The sequence below is a fragment of the Afipia sp. GW821-FHT14H12 genome (assembly GCF_058803465.1).
In genome coordinates, this window is record NZ_JBXAOZ010000001.1 from 1,267,255 (window position 1) to 1,283,598 (window position 16,344).

General features: G+C 61.6%; 16 protein-coding genes and 1 tRNA gene. 9 read left to right on the plus strand and 8 right to left on the minus strand.

Going from position 1 to position 16,344, the window contains the following annotated elements; all coding sequences use genetic code 11:
- The first annotated feature begins 80 nt into the window (after window positions 1-80).
- Window positions 81-869 (plus strand): 3-hydroxybutyrate dehydrogenase, encoded by a 789-nt coding sequence (locus tag AC1RNA_RS06275; RefSeq protein ID WP_492950506.1) that lies wholly within the window; start codon window positions 81-83, stop codon window positions 867-869.
- A 9-nt stretch (window positions 870-878) separates the two neighbouring features.
- Here AC1RNA_RS06275 and AC1RNA_RS06280 read toward each other — a convergent pair whose 3' ends face one another.
- From AC1RNA_RS06280 to AC1RNA_RS06300, 5 genes are all read right to left on the minus strand, one after another.
- A complete protein-coding gene (locus AC1RNA_RS06280) occupies window positions 879-2,246 on the minus strand; it encodes a lipopolysaccharide biosynthesis protein (RefSeq protein ID WP_492951183.1) in 1,368 nt (455 codons plus the stop codon).
- 89 nt (window positions 2,247-2,335) lie between these two features.
- Complete coding sequence (locus tag AC1RNA_RS06285; protein ID WP_492950507.1) at window positions 2,336-2,884, minus strand: DUF924 family protein; 549 nt, start codon at window positions 2,882-2,884, stop codon at window positions 2,336-2,338.
- A 3-nt stretch (window positions 2,885-2,887) separates the two neighbouring features.
- Window positions 2,888-4,570, minus strand: coding sequence for a long-chain-fatty-acid--CoA ligase (locus tag AC1RNA_RS06290; RefSeq protein ID WP_492950508.1), 1,683 nt, complete (start codon window positions 4,568-4,570; stop codon window positions 2,888-2,890).
- A 144-nt stretch (window positions 4,571-4,714) separates the two neighbouring features.
- Window positions 4,715-6,142, minus strand: a complete 1,428-nt coding sequence (locus tag AC1RNA_RS06295) for a D-alanyl-D-alanine carboxypeptidase family protein (protein ID WP_492951184.1) — start codon at window positions 6,140-6,142, stop codon at window positions 4,715-4,717.
- A 236-nt stretch (window positions 6,143-6,378) separates the two neighbouring features.
- Window positions 6,379-8,181 carry a glucan ABC transporter ATP-binding protein/ permease gene (locus tag AC1RNA_RS06300; protein WP_492950509.1) on the minus strand — a complete coding sequence of 601 codons (1,803 nt, stop codon included), beginning with the start codon at window positions 8,179-8,181 and terminating at the stop codon, window positions 6,379-6,381.
- A 191-nt stretch (window positions 8,182-8,372) separates the two neighbouring features.
- On the opposite strand from AC1RNA_RS06300, the gene AC1RNA_RS06305 reads away from it, so the two are divergent.
- The 5 genes from AC1RNA_RS06305 to AC1RNA_RS06325 all read left to right on the plus strand — a co-directional run bounded on the left by AC1RNA_RS06305 (window position 8,373) and on the right by AC1RNA_RS06325 (window position 11,876).
- Window positions 8,373-8,774, plus strand: coding sequence for a hypothetical protein (locus AC1RNA_RS06305; RefSeq protein WP_492950510.1), 402 nt, complete (start codon window positions 8,373-8,375; stop codon window positions 8,772-8,774).
- 114 nt (window positions 8,775-8,888) lie between these two features.
- Window positions 8,889-9,281 carry a phosphoribosyl-ATP diphosphatase gene (hisE, locus tag AC1RNA_RS06310; RefSeq protein ID WP_492950511.1) on the plus strand — a complete coding sequence of 131 codons (393 nt, stop codon included), beginning with the start codon at window positions 8,889-8,891 and terminating at the stop codon, window positions 9,279-9,281.
- Between the two features lie 62 nt (window positions 9,282-9,343).
- Complete coding sequence (locus AC1RNA_RS06315) at window positions 9,344-9,925, plus strand: YqaA family protein (RefSeq protein ID WP_009337545.1); 582 nt, start codon at window positions 9,344-9,346, stop codon at window positions 9,923-9,925.
- A 117-nt stretch (window positions 9,926-10,042) separates the two neighbouring features.
- Window positions 10,043-10,558 (plus strand): hypothetical protein, encoded by a 516-nt coding sequence (locus tag AC1RNA_RS06320; protein WP_492950512.1) that lies wholly within the window; start codon window positions 10,043-10,045, stop codon window positions 10,556-10,558.
- Window positions 10,559-10,841: 283 nt separating this feature from the next.
- Window positions 10,842-11,876 (plus strand): GGDEF domain-containing protein, encoded by a 1,035-nt coding sequence (locus tag AC1RNA_RS06325; protein ID WP_009337543.1) that lies wholly within the window; start codon window positions 10,842-10,844, stop codon window positions 11,874-11,876.
- 7 nt (window positions 11,877-11,883) lie between these two features.
- On the opposite strand, the gene AC1RNA_RS06330 is transcribed toward AC1RNA_RS06325, so the two are convergent.
- Window positions 11,884-12,138 (minus strand): DUF3551 domain-containing protein, encoded by a 255-nt coding sequence (locus AC1RNA_RS06330; protein WP_492950513.1) that lies wholly within the window; start codon window positions 12,136-12,138, stop codon window positions 11,884-11,886.
- 305 nt (window positions 12,139-12,443) lie between these two features.
- Here AC1RNA_RS06330 and AC1RNA_RS06335 point away from each other — a divergent pair, with 305 nt between their 5' ends.
- Window positions 12,444-14,150, plus strand: a complete 1,707-nt coding sequence (locus AC1RNA_RS06335) for a methyl-accepting chemotaxis protein (protein ID WP_492950514.1) — start codon at window positions 12,444-12,446, stop codon at window positions 14,148-14,150.
- 145 nt (window positions 14,151-14,295) lie between these two features.
- Here AC1RNA_RS06335 and AC1RNA_RS06340 read toward each other — a convergent pair.
- Window positions 14,296-14,380 (minus strand) — tRNA-Leu (locus tag AC1RNA_RS06340).
- 189 nt (window positions 14,381-14,569) lie between these two features.
- On the opposite strand from AC1RNA_RS06340, the gene AC1RNA_RS06345 reads away from it, so the two are divergent.
- Entirely contained in the window at window positions 14,570-15,052 is a 483-nt protein-coding gene (locus AC1RNA_RS06345) for a disulfide bond formation protein B (RefSeq protein WP_492951185.1), read from the plus strand.
- Window positions 15,053-15,147: 95 nt separating this feature from the next.
- Here the strand turns inward: AC1RNA_RS06345 and AC1RNA_RS06350 are convergent, their stop codons facing one another.
- Complete coding sequence (locus AC1RNA_RS06350; RefSeq protein WP_492950515.1) at window positions 15,148-15,372, minus strand: PsiF family protein; 225 nt, start codon at window positions 15,370-15,372, stop codon at window positions 15,148-15,150.
- Between the two features lie 173 nt (window positions 15,373-15,545).
- Between AC1RNA_RS06350 and AC1RNA_RS06355 the strand changes: the two genes are divergently transcribed.
- Window positions 15,546-16,025, plus strand: coding sequence for a hypothetical protein (locus tag AC1RNA_RS06355; protein WP_492950516.1), 480 nt, complete (start codon window positions 15,546-15,548; stop codon window positions 16,023-16,025).
- Window positions 16,026-16,344: the final 319 nt, after the last annotated feature.

Consider the following 16,344-nt stretch of genomic DNA (forward strand, 5'->3'; position numbering starts at 1 on the left):
CCTCCGCAAGCCGGGATTGACGGCGCGCTGGTCACGTCCCACGTTCTCCCGCGAGAGTGTTCAAGACGCAGGAGCGCGCAATGACTTCACTGGCAGGCAAGGCCGCCGTCATCACCGGATCAACCAGCGGCATCGGCCTCGCTTATGCGCGGGCGCTTGCCAAGGCGGGCGCCAATATCGTGCTCAACGGCATGGGTGAGCCCGCCGATATCGAGAAGGAGCGCTCCGGCATTGAGCGCGAATTCGGCGTCAAGGCGGTGCATTCTCCCGCGGACATGACCAAGCCTGCCGAGATCGAGCAGATGATCGCGCTCGGAGAGAAGACTTTCGGTTCGGTCGATATCCTCATCAACAACGCCGGTATCCAGTTCGTCTCCCCGGTCGAGGAGTTTCCACCCGAGAAGTGGGACGCGATCATCGCGATCAATCTGTCATCTGCCTTTCATGCCATCCGCGCGGCGGTGCCCGGCATGAAGAAGCGCGGCTGGGGTCGCATCATCAACACCGCCTCGGCGCATTCGCTGGTGGCATCGCCCTTCAAGTCGGCCTATGTCGCGGCCAAGCATGGCATCGCAGGTCTCACCAAGACCGTGGCGCTGGAGCTTGCGACCTTCAAGATCACCTGCAACGCGATCAGCCCCGGCTATGTCTGGACGCCTTTGGTGGAGAAGCAGATTCCCGACACCATGAAGGCCCGCAACATGACCAAGGATCAGGTCATCAAGGATGTGATGCTGCAGGCGCAGCCGACCAAGGAGTTCGTCACCTCCGAGCAGGTCGCCGCTCTTGCAGTCTATTTGTGCGGTGATGATGCGGCCCAGATCACCGGCGCCAATCTGTCGATCGACGGCGGCTGGACAGCGGCGTAAGCGGCGCGCTCAGGCGCTCTTGCGTCCGCCAAAAGCGAGAACGTGCAGGCCGAGCTTATGCTTGGCGATGGCGAACAGAAGAATGCTTTCGAACACCAGCGAGGTCGAAGTGGCCGCGGCTGCGCCGTAGCCGCTGTAGTGCGGCACCAGTACCACGCACAGCACGAGGTTCATGACGAACGCGCTGGCATAAGTCAGCGCGCAGGAGCTCTGGTTGCCGCTCATGTTCAGGAGCCTTTCCACCGGGCCGATCGCCGCACGCGAGATCAATCCGATGGCGGCGACGAACATGATTCCATAGCCGGCGGTGAATTGCGGGCCGAACAACCACAATAATGGCTTGCCGCATGCGAGCAGAAGCAGCGTCGCGGCGAGCGAGGGCCAGAACGTCCACTTGATCGCATGCTTCACATAGGCGGACAGCCGTTCGGTGTCGCCGCTCGTATAGTATTCGGTAAAGCGATGCGCGGTGGTGGTCGCCATCGCGTAATGGATGAAGGACACCAGCGCGAGCGTTTTCACCACCGCGAAATAAAGACCGACTTCTTCGGATGACCGGAAATGCTCCAGCACCAGAATGTCGGTGTAGGACAGCAGCAGGTAGAAGCCTTCCACCATCATGATGGGGAGCGACAGCTTGAGCCAGCTTGTGAGCGCGTAGTCGCGCGGGCCGCGCTCCACTTCGGCGTGCAACTTGCGGTTCAGAATGAGCATCTGCCCCGTCACGGAGATCCATACTGCAGCAGCGCTCGCCATCATGGCGGCGGTGGCCTCGAGATGCAGGCCGAGCGCGACCATGCCCGCCGTGAACGCGATGATCAGCGTCTGGCGGACGATGAATTGCGGCATCAGTCCGAGGCGAATCCAGTCATGTGAGCGGGCGATGCCGTCCTGCATGTTGGCGACGACGAAGGCCGGCAATATCAGGCAGCCGATGTAAAGCGGCGTCGCCATGCCTGCTTCGAGCCATGGCGTCACGAGATGGACGATGCTGGCGAAAACGAGGGCCATCAGGGTCGATGCGCCGAGCACCATCAGACGGCTGCCGAGCAGGAAGCCGCGCAGGAGGGCCTGCTGGCCGCTGCTGCGATATTCGGGAATGAGTTTCTGTGCCGAAACGGCTAGGCCGAAATCGAGCATGCTGCCGACCAGCAGCACCCAGGTCCAGACATAGACGTAGATGCCGTATTCCGATCCGCTCATCCAGCGCGCCAGCAGAATCTGCGCCAGATACGCAAGGCCGGCGCTGAGCACGCGGATGGCAAATACGGCGCTCGCGAGACGGCTGGTCAGCGAGGCCTCGTTGGTGCCTCCCAACATGCCGCGTAGCCGCTCCAGCCAGGTCGATAGGCGGTTCGTCGAGCTTTGAGCGTCCATGAGGGCCAAGGGGCGGTGATCCGTCTGCCGCATCTGCGGCGATGGTCCGACCTAGCAAGGATTCGTTAAGATATGGTTGGGCGGCGGGCCTATCCCTTGAAGCCGCCATCGGCGAGGAAGGCCGCTTCCTCCGCTGTCGTCTGCCGCCCGAGCACGGTGTTGCGATGGGGGAAGCGTCCGAATTTGCGGATGATGTCGGCGTGCAGTTCGGCGAACGCCAGATTGTTGGCGTTGCCGAACGCGCGGAACACCTCGACGCAGCGAAGCTGGTCCTTGGGATCTTCCGAATGCATCAGCGGCATATAGACGAAGGCGCGAAGGTCGGGGCCAATGCGCTGGTCCATGCCCTGCGCGACGGCGCGCTTGGTGAGGGCGAGCGCCTGCGGGTCGGTCGAGAACGCCTCGGCGCTGCCGCGAAACATATTCCGTGGAAATTGATCCAGCACAATGATCAGCGCCAGCATGCCGTCGGCGGTCTTTTCCCAGTCGGCATGGCGGCCGTTGCGGGCTTCCTGCCATAGCGTGTGAAAACGCGCGCGTACGTCGGCGTCGAAATCCGCATCCGCCTTGAACCAGCGGTCCTCGCCGGCGTCACGCCAGAACGAGATGATGTCGTCGGGAGAAAACGAAGTTGTCATCGATCAGTGTTTTGCCATTTCTTCATCGCGCAGCGCGCGGCGGAGGATTTTTCCGACATTGGATTTCGGCAGCTCGTCGCGGAATTCGATGTGCCGCGGCGTCTTGTATTTGCTGAGCTGCTCGGCGGCAAAATCGTGCAACGCCTGCTCGGTGAGGTTTGGGTCTTTTCTGACAACAAAAGCCTTCACCACCTCGCCGGACTTTCCATCCGGAGCGCCGATCGCCGCGCACTCCCGCACGCCGGGATGGCTCGAGAGCACTTCCTCGACTTCGTTCGGATAGACGTTGAAGCCTGACACCAGGATCATGTCCTTTTTCCGATCCACGATCCGAAGATAGCCTTCGGCCGATAACACGCCGATGTCACCGGTGCGGAAAAAGCCGTCCGCCGTCATCGCCTTCGCGGTCTCGTCGGGCCTGTTCCAGTAGCCCTGCATCACCTGAGGGCCGCTGGCGCACACCTCGCCGCGCTCGCCGACCGGCATCTCATGATCGGAGTCGTCGCGAATCGAAATCATGGTCGACGGCAGGGGCAGTCCCACGGTGCCGTTGAAGCTGTCGATGTCGGACGGGTTGCAGGTCAGCACCGGCGACGTTTCGGACAGGCCGTAACCTTCCGCGATGGCGCAACCGGTGCGCTTCTTCCATTCCTCGGCGACCGTGCGCTGCACCGCCATGCCGCCGCCCGCGCAGGCGATCATCTGGCTGAAGTCGATGTCGTCAAATCCCGGCGCGTGAAGCAGCGCGTTGTAGAGCGTGTTCACCGCAGGCAGGCTATGAACGCGGTACTGCTTCAATTCCTTGATGAAGCCGGGAATATCGCGCGGGTTGGGAATAAGGAGGCTTGCGCCGCCCGCGCGCAATGTCAGCAGGAAGCAGGCACTGAGTGCGAAGATATGATAGAGCGGCAGCGCGCAGACCTGAAGGAATTGGCCTTCGACAGGCTTTTTCTTCAGTGCCGGTTGTAGCCATGCATCGTTCTGCAACACGTTGGCGACGATGTTGCGATGAAGCAGCACGGCACCCTTGGCGACGCCGGTGGTGCCGCCGGTATATTGCAGGAAGGCGATATCGTCCGGGCCGAGCGTAGGTTTCTTGAAGGCGATGCCGCGCCCTCGCGCCAAGGCATCGTTGAACGACACCGCGCTCGAAATCGAGAAGGCGGGGACGAGCTTCTTGACGTGCCGCACCACGAAATTGACGATCCTGCCCTTGAAGCCCATCAGGTCGCCGAGCGAGGCCACGATGACATGCCGCACCGGGGTGACGGTCAACGCCCTTTGCAGCGTGTGCGCGAAATTTTCCAGCACAACGATGGCGTCTGCGCCGCTGTCCTTGAGTTGCACCTCAAGCTCGCGCGGCGTGTAGAGCGGATTGATGTTCACCACGACGAAGCCCGCGCGCAGAATCGCGGTGGACGTAATCGGATGCTGCAGCACATTCGGCATCATCACGCCGACGCGTGATCCCTTGGGCAAGCCGAGGCTTTGGAAATAAGCGGCGAGAGCGGCGGAGAACTCGTCATATTGCCGGTAGCTTAGCGACTTTCCCATGCAGGTGAAGGCCGTGCGGGCGGCGAAAGCCGCCATGCTTTCTTCGATCAGGTCGACGAGGGAGGCGTAATGGCTTGCATCGATATCCGCCGGTATGCCGGGCGGATAACTTTTGAGCCAGATACGTTCCATGACATCTCCCGAGGCGGCGCAGCCACTCTTGGAACGAGTATCGGAGAGCGGCTGGCTCAAGGCAAGGCGCAGGGTCTGCGCGATCAGGATGCGCACCGAACATTTTGCCGCGCGCTCTTGTGATGCGGCAGCATCACCGCATCGTCAGGTTTTTGGTGCGGTGTCTTTTTGCGACGTGGCGGGTTTTGGCTTCGGCTTGGCGGAAGCGTTCGCCGTGGGCTTCTTGGCCGGGTGAGCAACGGGCTTCGCGTGCACTGCGGGCTTCGTGGAGGACGCTGGCGCAGGTTTGGCCGCAGGCTTCGCAGCCGGAGCAGCCGACGCTGTCGCGGTGCGCTTGCCACTGCTCGCTGCGGCCTGCTTCGGTGCAACGGGCGTATCTGCAGGCTTGGCCGCCTGTCTGGCGTGCTTGTGCGCGCCATGCTTGGCAGCTCTGGCTTTGCGGAGTGCCTTGCCCGCTGCGGCCTGTTTGGCGGCTTCTTCGGCATTGGCGGCAAGCAGCGCAGAACCGCTGCGCGTGGGGCCCGTATAGACGATGATCGGCTGCGCCTGCACGGCCGGGACCGACAGGATGTCCGACGCCTTGATGTTGACCTGAAGCTTGGCGAGCGCGAAGGCGGGGTTCGCGGAGTCGCTCTTGTTGTCGAGCGTGATCTCGACATCGTCGTCCTCGTCCTCGGCGGCGGGACGCTTGCGATGCGGACCGCAGACCTGATCGCGCAGGTTTGGCGGCGCGGCGTCGATCGGCGGCAATTGTTCGACCGTGCCGAGAGAGGGTTTCAGCCAGGCAAGCTTGCTGTGATTGAATCCCTTTTCCAGAAGCTGTGCGGCCTTGATCGTGCGCTGGGCCGATGAGGGCGCGCCGAGCACCACCGCGATCAGATGCTTGTCGTTACGCGTGGCGCTGGCGACGAGATTGAAGCCGGAGGCGCAGATGAAACCGGTCTTCATGCCGTCCGCGCCGGGATAGCGGCCGATCAGCTTGTTGAAGTTCATCGTCACGCGGCGGCCGAATTTGATGCCGGGCAGGTGGGCGAAATACTCGTACTCGGGCAGGTCGCGATAGAAGGCGCGCGCTAGAATGCCGATATCGCGCGCCGATGAAATATGTGCGTCGTCGGGCAGGCCGTTGGGATTGACGAAATGACTCTGCGTCATGCCGAGTTGACGGGCGGTCTCGTTCATCATGCCCGCGAAACCCTCGATGGAGCCACCGACGCCTTCGGCGAGCACGACCGCCATGTCATTCGCCGATTTCACCATCATCATCTTCAGCGCGTTATCGACCGTCACCGTCGTCCCAGCGGGGAAACCCATTTTCGAGGGGGCTTGCGCGACCGCGTTCGGCGAAACGGTGAGCAGCGTGTCGAGGCTGATGCGGCCCTGCTTCACCGCCGTCAGCGTCACATAGGCGGTCATGATCTTGGTGAGCGAGGCCGGATACCATGGCTGGGTGGCATTCTCGGCTTGCAGCACTTTACCGGAGTTGGCGTCGATCAGCAGATAGGCTTCCGCGTGGGCCGGTGTGGCTGAAGCGTGCAACGAAAACGCTGCGGCGATTGCGATCAGCCACATGCGAAATGCGCCGGAATGGCGAAGCATAAAATCAGTCACGCTTAAGTCCGGTTCGTTGTGGCGCCGGCGAAGCAGGCGAACACGTTGCGATGAAGCCGCTCTTGCGGATGCATGAAAACGGATGGAGCGACGCGGCAAACCTATACCGGCTTGGGCGCGAGAGAAAGCCTGTGAACGCTCCTTTCGGCAGTCTATCCGCCACGAACTGGGCCAAATTTCGTCGCGATCGGGCTTTCCTAAAGCTTCTCGATGGCAATCGGCGGCGCATCGCGGTCTGCTTCCTGCACCATGAACTGGGCCCGGGCGAGATTGGCAAAATATCCTCCCCGCGCAACCAGTTCATCGAAGGTTCCACTCTCGATCACACGTCCTTTATCGAACACGAGGATGCGCGTTGCATTGCGGATAGTAGAGAGGCGATGCGCGATCACGAACGTGGTGCGGCCCTCCATCACGGTGTCGAGAGCGGCGTTGACCTTGGCTTCGGTGACGGCATCGAGCGCGGAGGTTGCCTCGTCCAGAATGAGGATCGGCGGGTTCTTCAACAGCGCGCGGGCAATCGAGAGCCGCTGGCGCTCGCCGCCGGACAGCATGCGTCCGCGCTCGCCCGCATTTGTGTCGAATTTCTGCTCGCTGCGTTCGATGAAGTCGAGGGCCTGCGCGCCTTTTGCTGCCTGCCGCAATTCCTCGTCGGTTGCATCCGGCTTGCCGACTCGCAGATTCTCGGCGATCGAGCGATTGAACAGCAGCGCTTCCTGAAACACCACGCCGATGTTTCGCCGCAAGCCCGCAAGCGTGAGGGCGCGGATGTCCATGCCGTCGATCTTGATGACGCCGGATTGCGGATCGAATGCCCGGTGCAGCAGCGCGATGGCGGTGGATTTGCCCGCGCCGGTTTCGCCGACCAGCGCGATGGTCTGGCCGGGCAGGGCGGTGAGTGACACGTCCTCGATCGCAGGCCGCTTGCCGTCGTAGGAGAACGACACGTCGTTGAATTCGACGAGCCCCTGCAGGCGGCCGGGGTCGATGGCGTCAGGCCGGTCACGCACGGCGGGAACGGCATCGAGGACGTTGAAGAACTCCTGCAGCCGCGGTGCCTCCATGAACACGCTGTTGACGAAGCCGACCACCTGCTCGAGCCGCTGGATCAGCATCGTGGCGAAGGAGACGAACATCACGATCTCGCCGACGCTGGTGAGGCCCTGCTGGTGAAGGATGATGCCGACGGTGAAAATCGCGAGCACGGTGATGGTGGTCGAGGCGCGCGTCATCACCGAAACCAGCGCCCACCATGATAGCACCGGCATCTGCGCGGCGAGCAGCTTATCGGCGATGCCGCGCAGGCCCTGAACTTCGGCGTCGATGCGCACGAAGCTCTGCACCAGCGCGACGTTGCCGAGCGCGTCGGAGGCGCGTGCGGACAGATTGCTGTACTGTTCCTCGACTTCGTTTTGCATGCCGTAGGTCTTGCGGACCACGAGCGTCGTCAGCGTCGTGAAGACGATGCACAGCACGAACAGGAGAATCGCGAGCCGCCAGTTGATGTAGAAGGCGAGCGGCAACAGCACGAGAAGCGAGAGCACGGATGCGAAGTGCTCGCGGAAGAACGACAGCCACAGCCGCCACAGTGCGTCGGTGCCTTGCAGCATCACCTTCATCAGCCGGCCCGAATGCGTGCCGGTGTGGAAGGTGAGCGGCAATTGCATGATGTGGTCGAAATAGCTTGTGAGAACGGCCTGGCGTTGCCGGTGCGACAGCCGGTCGGCATGCCAGGCGACGGCGGCGTTGCAGAGAATCGTGAACAGCCCGAATCCGACCCAGGCGGCGAGCAGGGGCCATGGCGTCTGCGCGGGGATCGCAGCAGCGGCATTGCCGGCGCCCGGATTGGCGGTCAGCACATCGATGATGCGGCCGAACAGGACCGGCTCGGCGAATTGCGCCGTCGCGAGCAGGAGATTGGCAAAAGCCAGAATCCAGGCCAGCCGGGCTTCGTCGCCGAGCTGATCGAGAACCCGTAGATAAAGACGGATAAGGGCCATGAAGAAAAACCGGTGCGGGGCAGACTTTGGCAAACCTGCCGCCGCCGTACAAGCGACTGACGGGGCTGGGTTCTTCGGTCGTGCCGGAGGCATGCGATGCGGCCAACTGTCGCTTGACGAAGGCGCTCGGAACCCCATGTTCTGACAAGGGTTTCTTTCAGGGCTGTTCGGCTCGCTTTCAGGAGGAGCAGATGCCAGGTCAGATCCGATCGATCTTCCTCGCAGGCAAGGGTGCGGCCTTTGTCCTTGCGACCACCATGCTTGTCACGGCACCGGGAGCAAGCCCCGCTCAAGCGGCCTCGACGGGCCTTTTGCAGGCTTCGGTACCGGCCATGAACGTCGCCGGGGAAAGACTGACGGATGTGAGCGCGCGCGCCAAGACACGTCATGCGAAACGTCATTACCGTCGGAACGATGCGGCGGCCGCCGCGATCTTCGGCCTTGCCGCGGGCGCAATCGGTGGTGCAATCGCGGAGTCCCGTCGTCGCGATTACTACCGGCAGAATTATTACTATGGCGGCGATCCCTATTACGGGCAGCCTTATTATGGCGGACCGGCCTATTACGGCGGCTACCGCTACTATCCTTACTGAGGAATGAAGTCGCGAGTCTGCGCCGGGGCTTATCGGCCCCGGCGTTCGTTTGTGACAATCATGCGGTCGGTGCGCGTTAACCCCGTGGCGACAAGGTTGGATTAGTTTGAAGGCATGAGTGATTCGCTTGAGCGGCTATACCGTGCGGTGATCGCTGCACGGAATCTCGATCCCGCCACGTCGCGGACAGCGAAGCTGTTTCAACGCGGCCCTTCCAAGATGGCGAGGAAACTCGCCGAGGAGGCCATAGAGGTCGTGATCGACGCGGTGAGCGGCAAGCAGGACGCCGTCGTCCGCGAAAGCGCCGACCTTCTCTACAATCTGACGGTTTTGTGGGCTGCCGCCGGCATCCGCCCGCAGGATATCTGGGACGAGATGGATCGCCGCGAGCGCGCTCAGGGGATCGCTGAAAAGCTGCCGAAGCAGAAGGCCGCCATCAAGACCGGCCCCGCCGGAATTCCGGCACCTCGCCGCCGGGTTTTGGCCCGGCCTGCGGCGACACGCTGATCATTGCAAGCTGACCCCATGCGACGCATGGACAAACGCGCGCCCGCGTGTTTCATCGCGCCATGCTGAGACGGATCTACGATTGGTGCATCGCCGCCGCCGATAAGCCCTACGCGTTGTGGCTGATGGCGGCCGTATCCTTTGCGGAAAGCTCCTTCTTTCCTGTTCCGCCGGACATCATGCTGATTCCGATGGCGCTGGCACGACCGCAGCGGGCTTGGATCTATGCCGGTGTCTGCACGGTGGCATCAGTTGCCGGTGGCGTGCTGGGCTATGCGATCGGGTCGTTGCTTTATGACTCCGTCGGGCAATGGCTGATCGGTCTTTATGGCTATGGCGACAAGGTCGATGCCTTCCGCGCGTCCTATGCCCATTACGGCGCATGGATCATCCTGCTGAAGGGCCTGACGCCGATCCCCTACAAGATCGTCACCATCACATCCGGCTTCGCCGGTTACGACATCTGGCTGTTCATCCTGCTTTCGGCGATCACGCGTGGCGCACGTTTCTTTATCGCGGCGGTCCTCTTGAATCGCTATGGCGAGACGATCCGCCATCACATCGAAAAGCGCCTCGGCCTCTGGGTCGCGATCGGCGCTGCGGTGCTGGTCGGGGGCTTTATTGCCGCGTTCAGGTTGTTCTGACCGGAACACCCTTGCGTGCCGCCGGTGGCGGGATAGTGTCCGGCTATGGGACGATGGCTTTGGCATCTGGGAATCCGGACTTGCTGCTTTGCGGCCGGATTTGCGGTGTGCACCTTGATGATTGCGGTACCGCTGCCTGCTTTGTCTCAAGCACTTGCGCCGTCCGGACAGACGCCGGACCCTACGCCACCGCCAGCCGCTCCCGCCATCGCGCCGCCATCGCCTTCTCCTGCACAGCCGTCCACGCCAGCCAAGCCGGCGCACAACCCGGGCCTCGTAGAAGAACTCGGCAAGCTGCTGAAGGATTCGGCCTCAAATCTCTCCTCGGGGTGGAAAGGCTCTCAGAAGACGCTGGAAGACCTTAACGCCAAGACCAAGGACGCAACGGAAAGCCTGACGCGAGTGCAGTCGGTCACGACCGGTCGGGCTGCCTGTCCGATGACGGCCAATGGAGCGCCCGATTGCAATGTCGCCGCAGAACAATTGTGCAAGGGCAAGGGATTCAAGAGCGGCAAAAGCCTCGATATCGAGACCTCCGAAAAGTGCTCGGCGAAGGTTTACCTGTCCGGGCGGACCGGCGCGCCGGGCGAGTGCCGCACCGAAAATTATGTGACGCGGGCGGTCTGCCAATAGGCGCCCTGACGGGCGAGCCGCTTATTTAGCATGCCAATTATTTTGCGCTGCATCATCGTCAATCTGTCGCGGCCAGTTCCACTTTCGCAACACTTCCTAAACCGCATTGGTATAGACATACAGTAACTGAGCGAGTCTGCACCTGTAACGGGTGTCGGACTCTCGTGGGCTATCGGCTGGCTCACGGCAACCCGGCATCCTGGCGTTCCCACGCGAAGAATCGCGCAGCGGAATTTCTTACAATTTTAGACCGCAGGTCATGACAAGAATTGTACAGGACGACATGGACTTCGATTCCGCGAAAGAGGTCGCGGACAGGGCCATGGATCATATGATCCGCGAGAACGTCCCACTGACTCCGAATAACTTCACCGTCTGGTTCAATTATTGCCTTGGCACGCCGCCGGACCTGAAACGGACGATCGACATCCTCGTCGGCAACAAGCGTAAATTCGACAGCTTCGTTTGCGACGATCTGCGCTCGCTGTATATCGCAACGCCGGGCGTCAACGCGCCTGCGGCCCAGAATATCTCCGAGCAGCTTGGTCACGTTATGGCTCAGGCGCAGCAGTATCTGGCGACTGCCATCACCGACAACCGCGACCATATCCGCGAAATCGACGGGGTTGCCACACAGGCAAACCAAGGGATCAATCCGCGCTCGCTGGTCGAGAGCCTGATGGGCGCGTTGTCGAGTGCCGCGAGCCGTGCCTCGATCCTCGAATCCAACTTCACCGAAGCCTCACAGGAGCTCGACACCATCCGCACCTCGCTGAGGGATGCGGAAGAGCGCGCCAAGACCGATACGCTGACGGCGCTGCCGAACCGCCGGGCGCTTGAGGAGTTCTTCCGCGTTGCGCAGATGCGGGCGATGGAAGTGGAAGATCCGCTGAGTCTTCTGATGCTCGACATCGACCATTTCAAGAAGTTCAACGACACCTACGGTCACAGCGTCGGCGATCAGGTGATCCGGCTGATCGCAAGCGTTTTGCGCGAGCGGGTGCGTGAGAACGACCTGCCTGCGCGTTATGGCGGCGAGGAATTGATCGCGGTGTTGCCCGGCGCAGATCTTGCGACCTGCCATGAGGTGGCCGAGCGGATTCGGACAACGGTTGCGGGCTGCCATCTCACCCGCCGTTCGACGGGTGAATCGCTCCCCGATATTTCGGTCTCGATCGGCGTGGCGCAATTCCGCCCCGGCGAATCGATGGCGACACTGATCGAGCGCTGCGATCGCGCGCTATACAAGGCGAAGGCGCAGGGCCGCAACTGCGTCGTCTCCGAAGACGATCTCACCGACGCCGATTGCGCGGCGTAAACGAGGCTCAATAGTCCCGTGGTGGCTTGCGGCGATGCCGAGGCGGTTTTGCCGGCTCGGTATACATCGGATTGATGTTGCAGTAAGCGACGCGGCCTGACGCCGAGGCCGCGCATTGGGCATAGGTGTCGTAAGCGCAGTCGCTTGCAGTGTCGTTGTGTTCGTAGAGGCAGTAGCGGTAGTTGCGCGCCTGCGCTGGAAGTGTGCTCCAAATCAATCCTGCCAGCGTAGACGCCAGAACGGCAGCCATCGAAATGCGCATGTGATCCTCCTCAGCGGGTCGGCAATTCAAGTCTGGTAATGGAAAGAGGTTCCGGCGCCGCGGCCGGTAAAAACGCGAACATATTGTTTGTGTCGAAGATAGCGCCGCGTATCAGGATGTCCATGCCCTGACTGGGGAAACTCTCCGAAGCAACTTGCGCTTAACTAAATGTAAGTTTGAAGCGCTACCCTGATATTGCACTTCGAATCATTTCTTCCCTGCAGCGCGGGGTCTCTAACGGAGTGTGGGGCCCTCCTGACGGGGCTCCCTTGAGATATGGAGCCTTTAGCAAAATGGGGCTCCAAATGTCATTGCTATCCAACACCAAAATTCTGATCAAAATTCTTGCGGTCGTTGTCCTGATGGCGGGTATCGCAGCCGGCTTGAGTTGGCTCGGCATTCATTCCATGGGCTCAATGAATGACGATGCAGTACAAATGAGTGCGGCGGCCAAGCGCGCCGTGAAGGCCGCCAGGGCCAATCTCGATATTGTCGCGATGAGCCGCGCGGAATTCGACATCGCGATGGATCCGCGTCCCGAAAACGTCGCTGATGCAAAAAAGCAGATCGAAACGGAATTGAAGGCCTTCAACGCGCGGATGGCGGATATTGAGCAGACACACGACGCGAAAGCCAAGGCGATGATCCTGCCGGCAAAGGATGCGGTCGAGGCGTACGAGAAGGACGTCCGCAATACGCTGCAGATCGCCGAACAGTTGAAGAACGTGCAAGTGAACGTGGAAACGGAAGGGCTTCGCCAGGCCGCTTTCAAGAGCAAGGAAGCCGCCGGCAAGGCGAGGGCTCAGATCAAGGCGATCGCGGACAGGCTGGAAGAAACCGTCCAGGAAGAAGCCAGGGCATCGACGGAGGAATATCAGTCCATCTCGAATACGATGATCGTCATAGCGGCAATCGGTGTCGTCATCGGAATGGTCGCGGGCACTCTGCTGGGCATCTTCGGCATTACAAAGCCGATACGGATGCTGGCGAGGGTCATGACCCGGCTCGCCGGAAATGACATGTCTGTCGATATCCCCGGCACCGCCCGCAAGGATGAGATCGGCGACATGGCCGGCGCGGTGCAGGTCTTCAAGAACAATATGATTGAGGCCGAACGGCTGCGCGCCGAGCGGACCGAGAGTGAGGCGCGTGCGGTGAAACAACGCAAAGCGGACATGTATAAGCTCGCTGACGGTTTCGAGGCGGCTGTGGGCGAGATCATCAAAACCGTGGCCTCTGCATCGACCGAGCTTGAAGCTGCTGCCGACTCGCTGACAAAGACGGCCGCGATCACCCAGCAATTGTCCACGAGTGTGGCATCCGCCTCCGAGGAGGCCTCGGCGAGTGTGCAGTCGGTGGCGTCGGCAACTGAAGAAATGGCGTCATCCGTTCAGGAGATCGGTCGCCAGGTCGAGGCGTCATCGAAGATCGCGGGCGATGCCGTCATGCAGGCAGACATGACCGACAAGCGCATCATGACGCTGAGCAACGCCGCGACCAAGATTGGCGATGTTGTCGAACTGATCACGACGATCGCGGAGCAAACCAATCTGCTGGCGCTGAATGCAACCATCGAAGCGGCGCGGGCGGGCGAGGCAGGCCGGGGCTTCGCCGTGGTGGCGACCGAAGTGAAGGCGCTGGCGGAGCAGACCGCCAAGGCCACGCAGGAAATTGCCGGGCAGATCGGCGAGATCCAGACATCGACCAGCGATTCGGTTACCGCGATCAAGGAGATCAGCACGACGATCAGCGAGATTTCGGTGATTACGACAACCATCGCCGCTGCTGTCGAGGAGCAGGGTGTCGCGACACAGGAAATCGCACGCAATGTCCAGCAGGCGGCGACCGGAACGAGCGAGGTCGCCAACAACATCGGCGAGGTGAACAGAGGTGCGACGGAGACGGGCTCGGCGTCGAGTCAGGTGCTGGCGTCGGCACAGTCGCTGTCGAACGAGAGCAATCGTCTCAAGCTTGAAGTCGAGCACTTCCTCGCCAGTGTGCGGGCGGCTTAAACAGAGCACCGGTACAGAGCGGGAGGTTCGCGAACATGCGCGATCAACGGCGAACCCCCGCGGCCGTGGTTCTAATATAAGCCATTGATTTATATTGATAATGCGAATGCCGCTGGGGCGGGATATAAGTAGCGCGAGCAGGTGTTGGTGCCCCTGGCCGGAATCGAACCAGCACTCCTTGCGGAACTCGATTTTGAGTCGAGCGCGTCTACCAGTTCCGCCACAGGGGCGCTTGCAGCACGGGTCAGGCGCGGCGAGCGGGCGGACTATAGCCAGCGGCGTCGGCGGGTCAACCGGCTGTGATCCTGCCTCTCTCGACACCTGCCGGAGGGCGCGCTAGGAGCGGACGAGCCCGGAGGCAGGCCTTGTCTGACGCTATTTTTTCATCCGACCAACCGGCGCGGTCGCGCGCTTTCCGGATGGCGCTGGCGATCTGTGTGATTGCGTTCGCCACCATCGCGGGGGCTTGGTTCTTCCAGCTCGTGCTCGGTATCCGGCCCTGTCCGATGTGCCTTGAGCAGCGATACGCCTATTACATCGGGATTCCGCTTGCCGCTGTACTGGCCATGGTGGCCGCCCGCGAGGGACCCCGCTCCCTGCTGGTGGCGGGATTTGCGGTGCTGTTCTGTGTGACGGTGTTCAACAGCGCCTTCGGCGCTTATCACGCCGGGGTCGAATGGGGCTTCTGGCCCGGGCCGACCGAATGCACCGGGTCGGCCGTTGATTTCGGCAATCCGGGCAATCTTCTGGAAAACCTCAAGACCGCCAAGGTCGTACGCTGCGACGAGGTGCAGTGGTCTTTCCTCGGCCTGTCGCTGGCGGGTTATAACGCGCTGATCTCGGCTCTGATGGCGGCGCTGGCCGGATGGGGCCTGCTTGGTCTGGGCCGCCGCCCGGCATGAGGCCCTTTTCCTGCGCGCAATGAAAAAGCCGGCGGTCAGACCGCCGGCTCAAGTTTCAGGGCAGGTGAGGTACGTCTACGCACGCAACAAAAAAGCTACTTCTTGGTCGCATCGCGCTTGCACTTGGAGCGGAACTTATGACGCTCCTTGCCGTGCAGCCCCTTCGCGTCGGCCTGCTTGGAGCAGTCGAGCGAGGCGGCGGAGCGCGGTTTCTCGGCCTTGGCGGCAGGCGCGAGCGTTGTTGGGGCCTGGGCGAGGGCGGGCCCTGCAAGCAGGCTGACGACGAATGCGGTGCCGATGGCGCGAGACAGGAATGTCATGGTTGAGCCTCAAGTTCAGGCCTACACCCTGTCTCCCGGTGGATGAACTGTTCATGAATGGCCGAAGCGGGCGGCATCGGAAGACGATATTTTAGATCACGGCTTTCGTTCATCCGTTGAAACCCTCCGGCGCTGCGCTAGGATCGGGCCCTCTTCATTTTAGGAGGCAGGCGATGGTTTTTCAGTCGAAATTACTTTTTGCTGCTGCCACGGCGGGTTTGATGGCCCTCGTTGCGGCAAGTCCGGCAAGCGCGCTGTCGATGACGGAATGCAGCGCCAAATATAAAGCAGCGAAGGCCGATGGCTCGCTTGGCGGTCAGAGCTGGAAGGATTTCCGCAAGGCCAAATGCGGCGCCGAGGCCACGGCTGCTCCGGCTGCGGCACCTGCGCCAGCCACCGCGGCAGCAAAACCCGCCGCCAAGCCTGCGACCAAGCCAGCGGCCGCCCCTGCGGCGACGGCATCCGGCCCGGCTGTTTTCCCGAATGCCGTTGCGGCGAAATACGCGTCCGAGAGCGCGGGCAAGGCTCGCATGCACACCTGCGTGGACCAATACAACGCCAACAAGGCCTCCAATGCCAACGGCGGCCTGAAGTGGATTCAAAAAGGTGGCGGTTATTACAGCGAGTGCACCAAGCACCTGAAGGGCGGCTAGCCTTACCCCTCGTGGGGCATTCCTGCGAGATATGATGGTCATCGCGGCGGATGGATGGGCGCAGGCCCGTCACCCGCCGCGATACTTTTATCTATCGTGTCACGAGGCGTTTTATGCGATGGCGCGATCGATTATTTGCCCGCGCTTCCTGCGCCTTGCGAGGTGGTGCGACCGGATTGCCGACGCCATTGGTATACAAAATATCAGACGTTGATTTGCATCATGCAGCAAGCATTCCGGCATTAACGCTGGACAGTTGAATCGCGATTTTATTTTCTGCGTGTGGTAGTCGGTGACCGTGACGTTGCCTCAGGACAAC

Excerpts from the sequence above, each read along its gene's own strand:
- AC1RNA_RS06300 (WP_492950509.1), bottom strand. The coding sequence starts at position 8,181 with ATGGCCCTTATCCGTCTTTATCTACGGGTTCTCGATCAGCTCGGCGAC.
- AC1RNA_RS06335 (WP_492950514.1), top strand. The coding sequence starts at position 12,444 with ATGTCATTGCTATCCAACACCAAAATTCTGATCAAAATTCTTGCGGTC.
- AC1RNA_RS06320 (WP_492950512.1), top strand. The coding sequence starts at position 10,043 with ATGATTGCGGTACCGCTGCCTGCTTTGTCTCAAGCACTTGCGCCGTCC.
- AC1RNA_RS06280 (WP_492951183.1), bottom strand. The coding sequence starts at position 2,246 with ATGGACGCTCAAAGCTCGACGAACCGCCTATCGACCTGGCTGGAGCGG.
- AC1RNA_RS06325 (WP_009337543.1), top strand. The coding sequence starts at position 10,842 with ATGGACTTCGATTCCGCGAAAGAGGTCGCGGACAGGGCCATGGATCAT.
- AC1RNA_RS06345 (WP_492951185.1), top strand. The coding sequence starts at position 14,570 with ATGGCGCTGGCGATCTGTGTGATTGCGTTCGCCACCATCGCGGGGGCT.
- hisE (WP_492950511.1), top strand. The coding sequence starts at position 8,889 with ATGAGTGATTCGCTTGAGCGGCTATACCGTGCGGTGATCGCTGCACGG.
- AC1RNA_RS06285 (WP_492950507.1), bottom strand. The coding sequence starts at position 2,884 with ATGACAACTTCGTTTTCTCCCGACGACATCATCTCGTTCTGGCGTGAC.
- AC1RNA_RS06275 (WP_492950506.1), top strand. The coding sequence starts at position 81 with ATGACTTCACTGGCAGGCAAGGCCGCCGTCATCACCGGATCAACCAGC.
- AC1RNA_RS06290 (WP_492950508.1), bottom strand. The coding sequence starts at position 4,570 with ATGGAACGTATCTGGCTCAAAAGTTATCCGCCCGGCATACCGGCGGAT.
- AC1RNA_RS06305 (WP_492950510.1), top strand. The coding sequence starts at position 8,373 with ATGCCAGGTCAGATCCGATCGATCTTCCTCGCAGGCAAGGGTGCGGCC.
- AC1RNA_RS06355 (WP_492950516.1), top strand. The coding sequence starts at position 15,546 with ATGGTTTTTCAGTCGAAATTACTTTTTGCTGCTGCCACGGCGGGTTTG.
- AC1RNA_RS06315 (WP_009337545.1), top strand. The coding sequence starts at position 9,344 with ATGCTGAGACGGATCTACGATTGGTGCATCGCCGCCGCCGATAAGCCC.
- AC1RNA_RS06350 (WP_492950515.1), bottom strand. The coding sequence starts at position 15,372 with ATGACATTCCTGTCTCGCGCCATCGGCACCGCATTCGTCGTCAGCCTG.
- AC1RNA_RS06330 (WP_492950513.1), bottom strand. The coding sequence starts at position 12,138 with ATGCGCATTTCGATGGCTGCCGTTCTGGCGTCTACGCTGGCAGGATTG.
- AC1RNA_RS06295 (WP_492951184.1), bottom strand. The coding sequence starts at position 6,142 with ATGTGGCTGATCGCAATCGCCGCAGCGTTTTCGTTGCACGCTTCAGCC.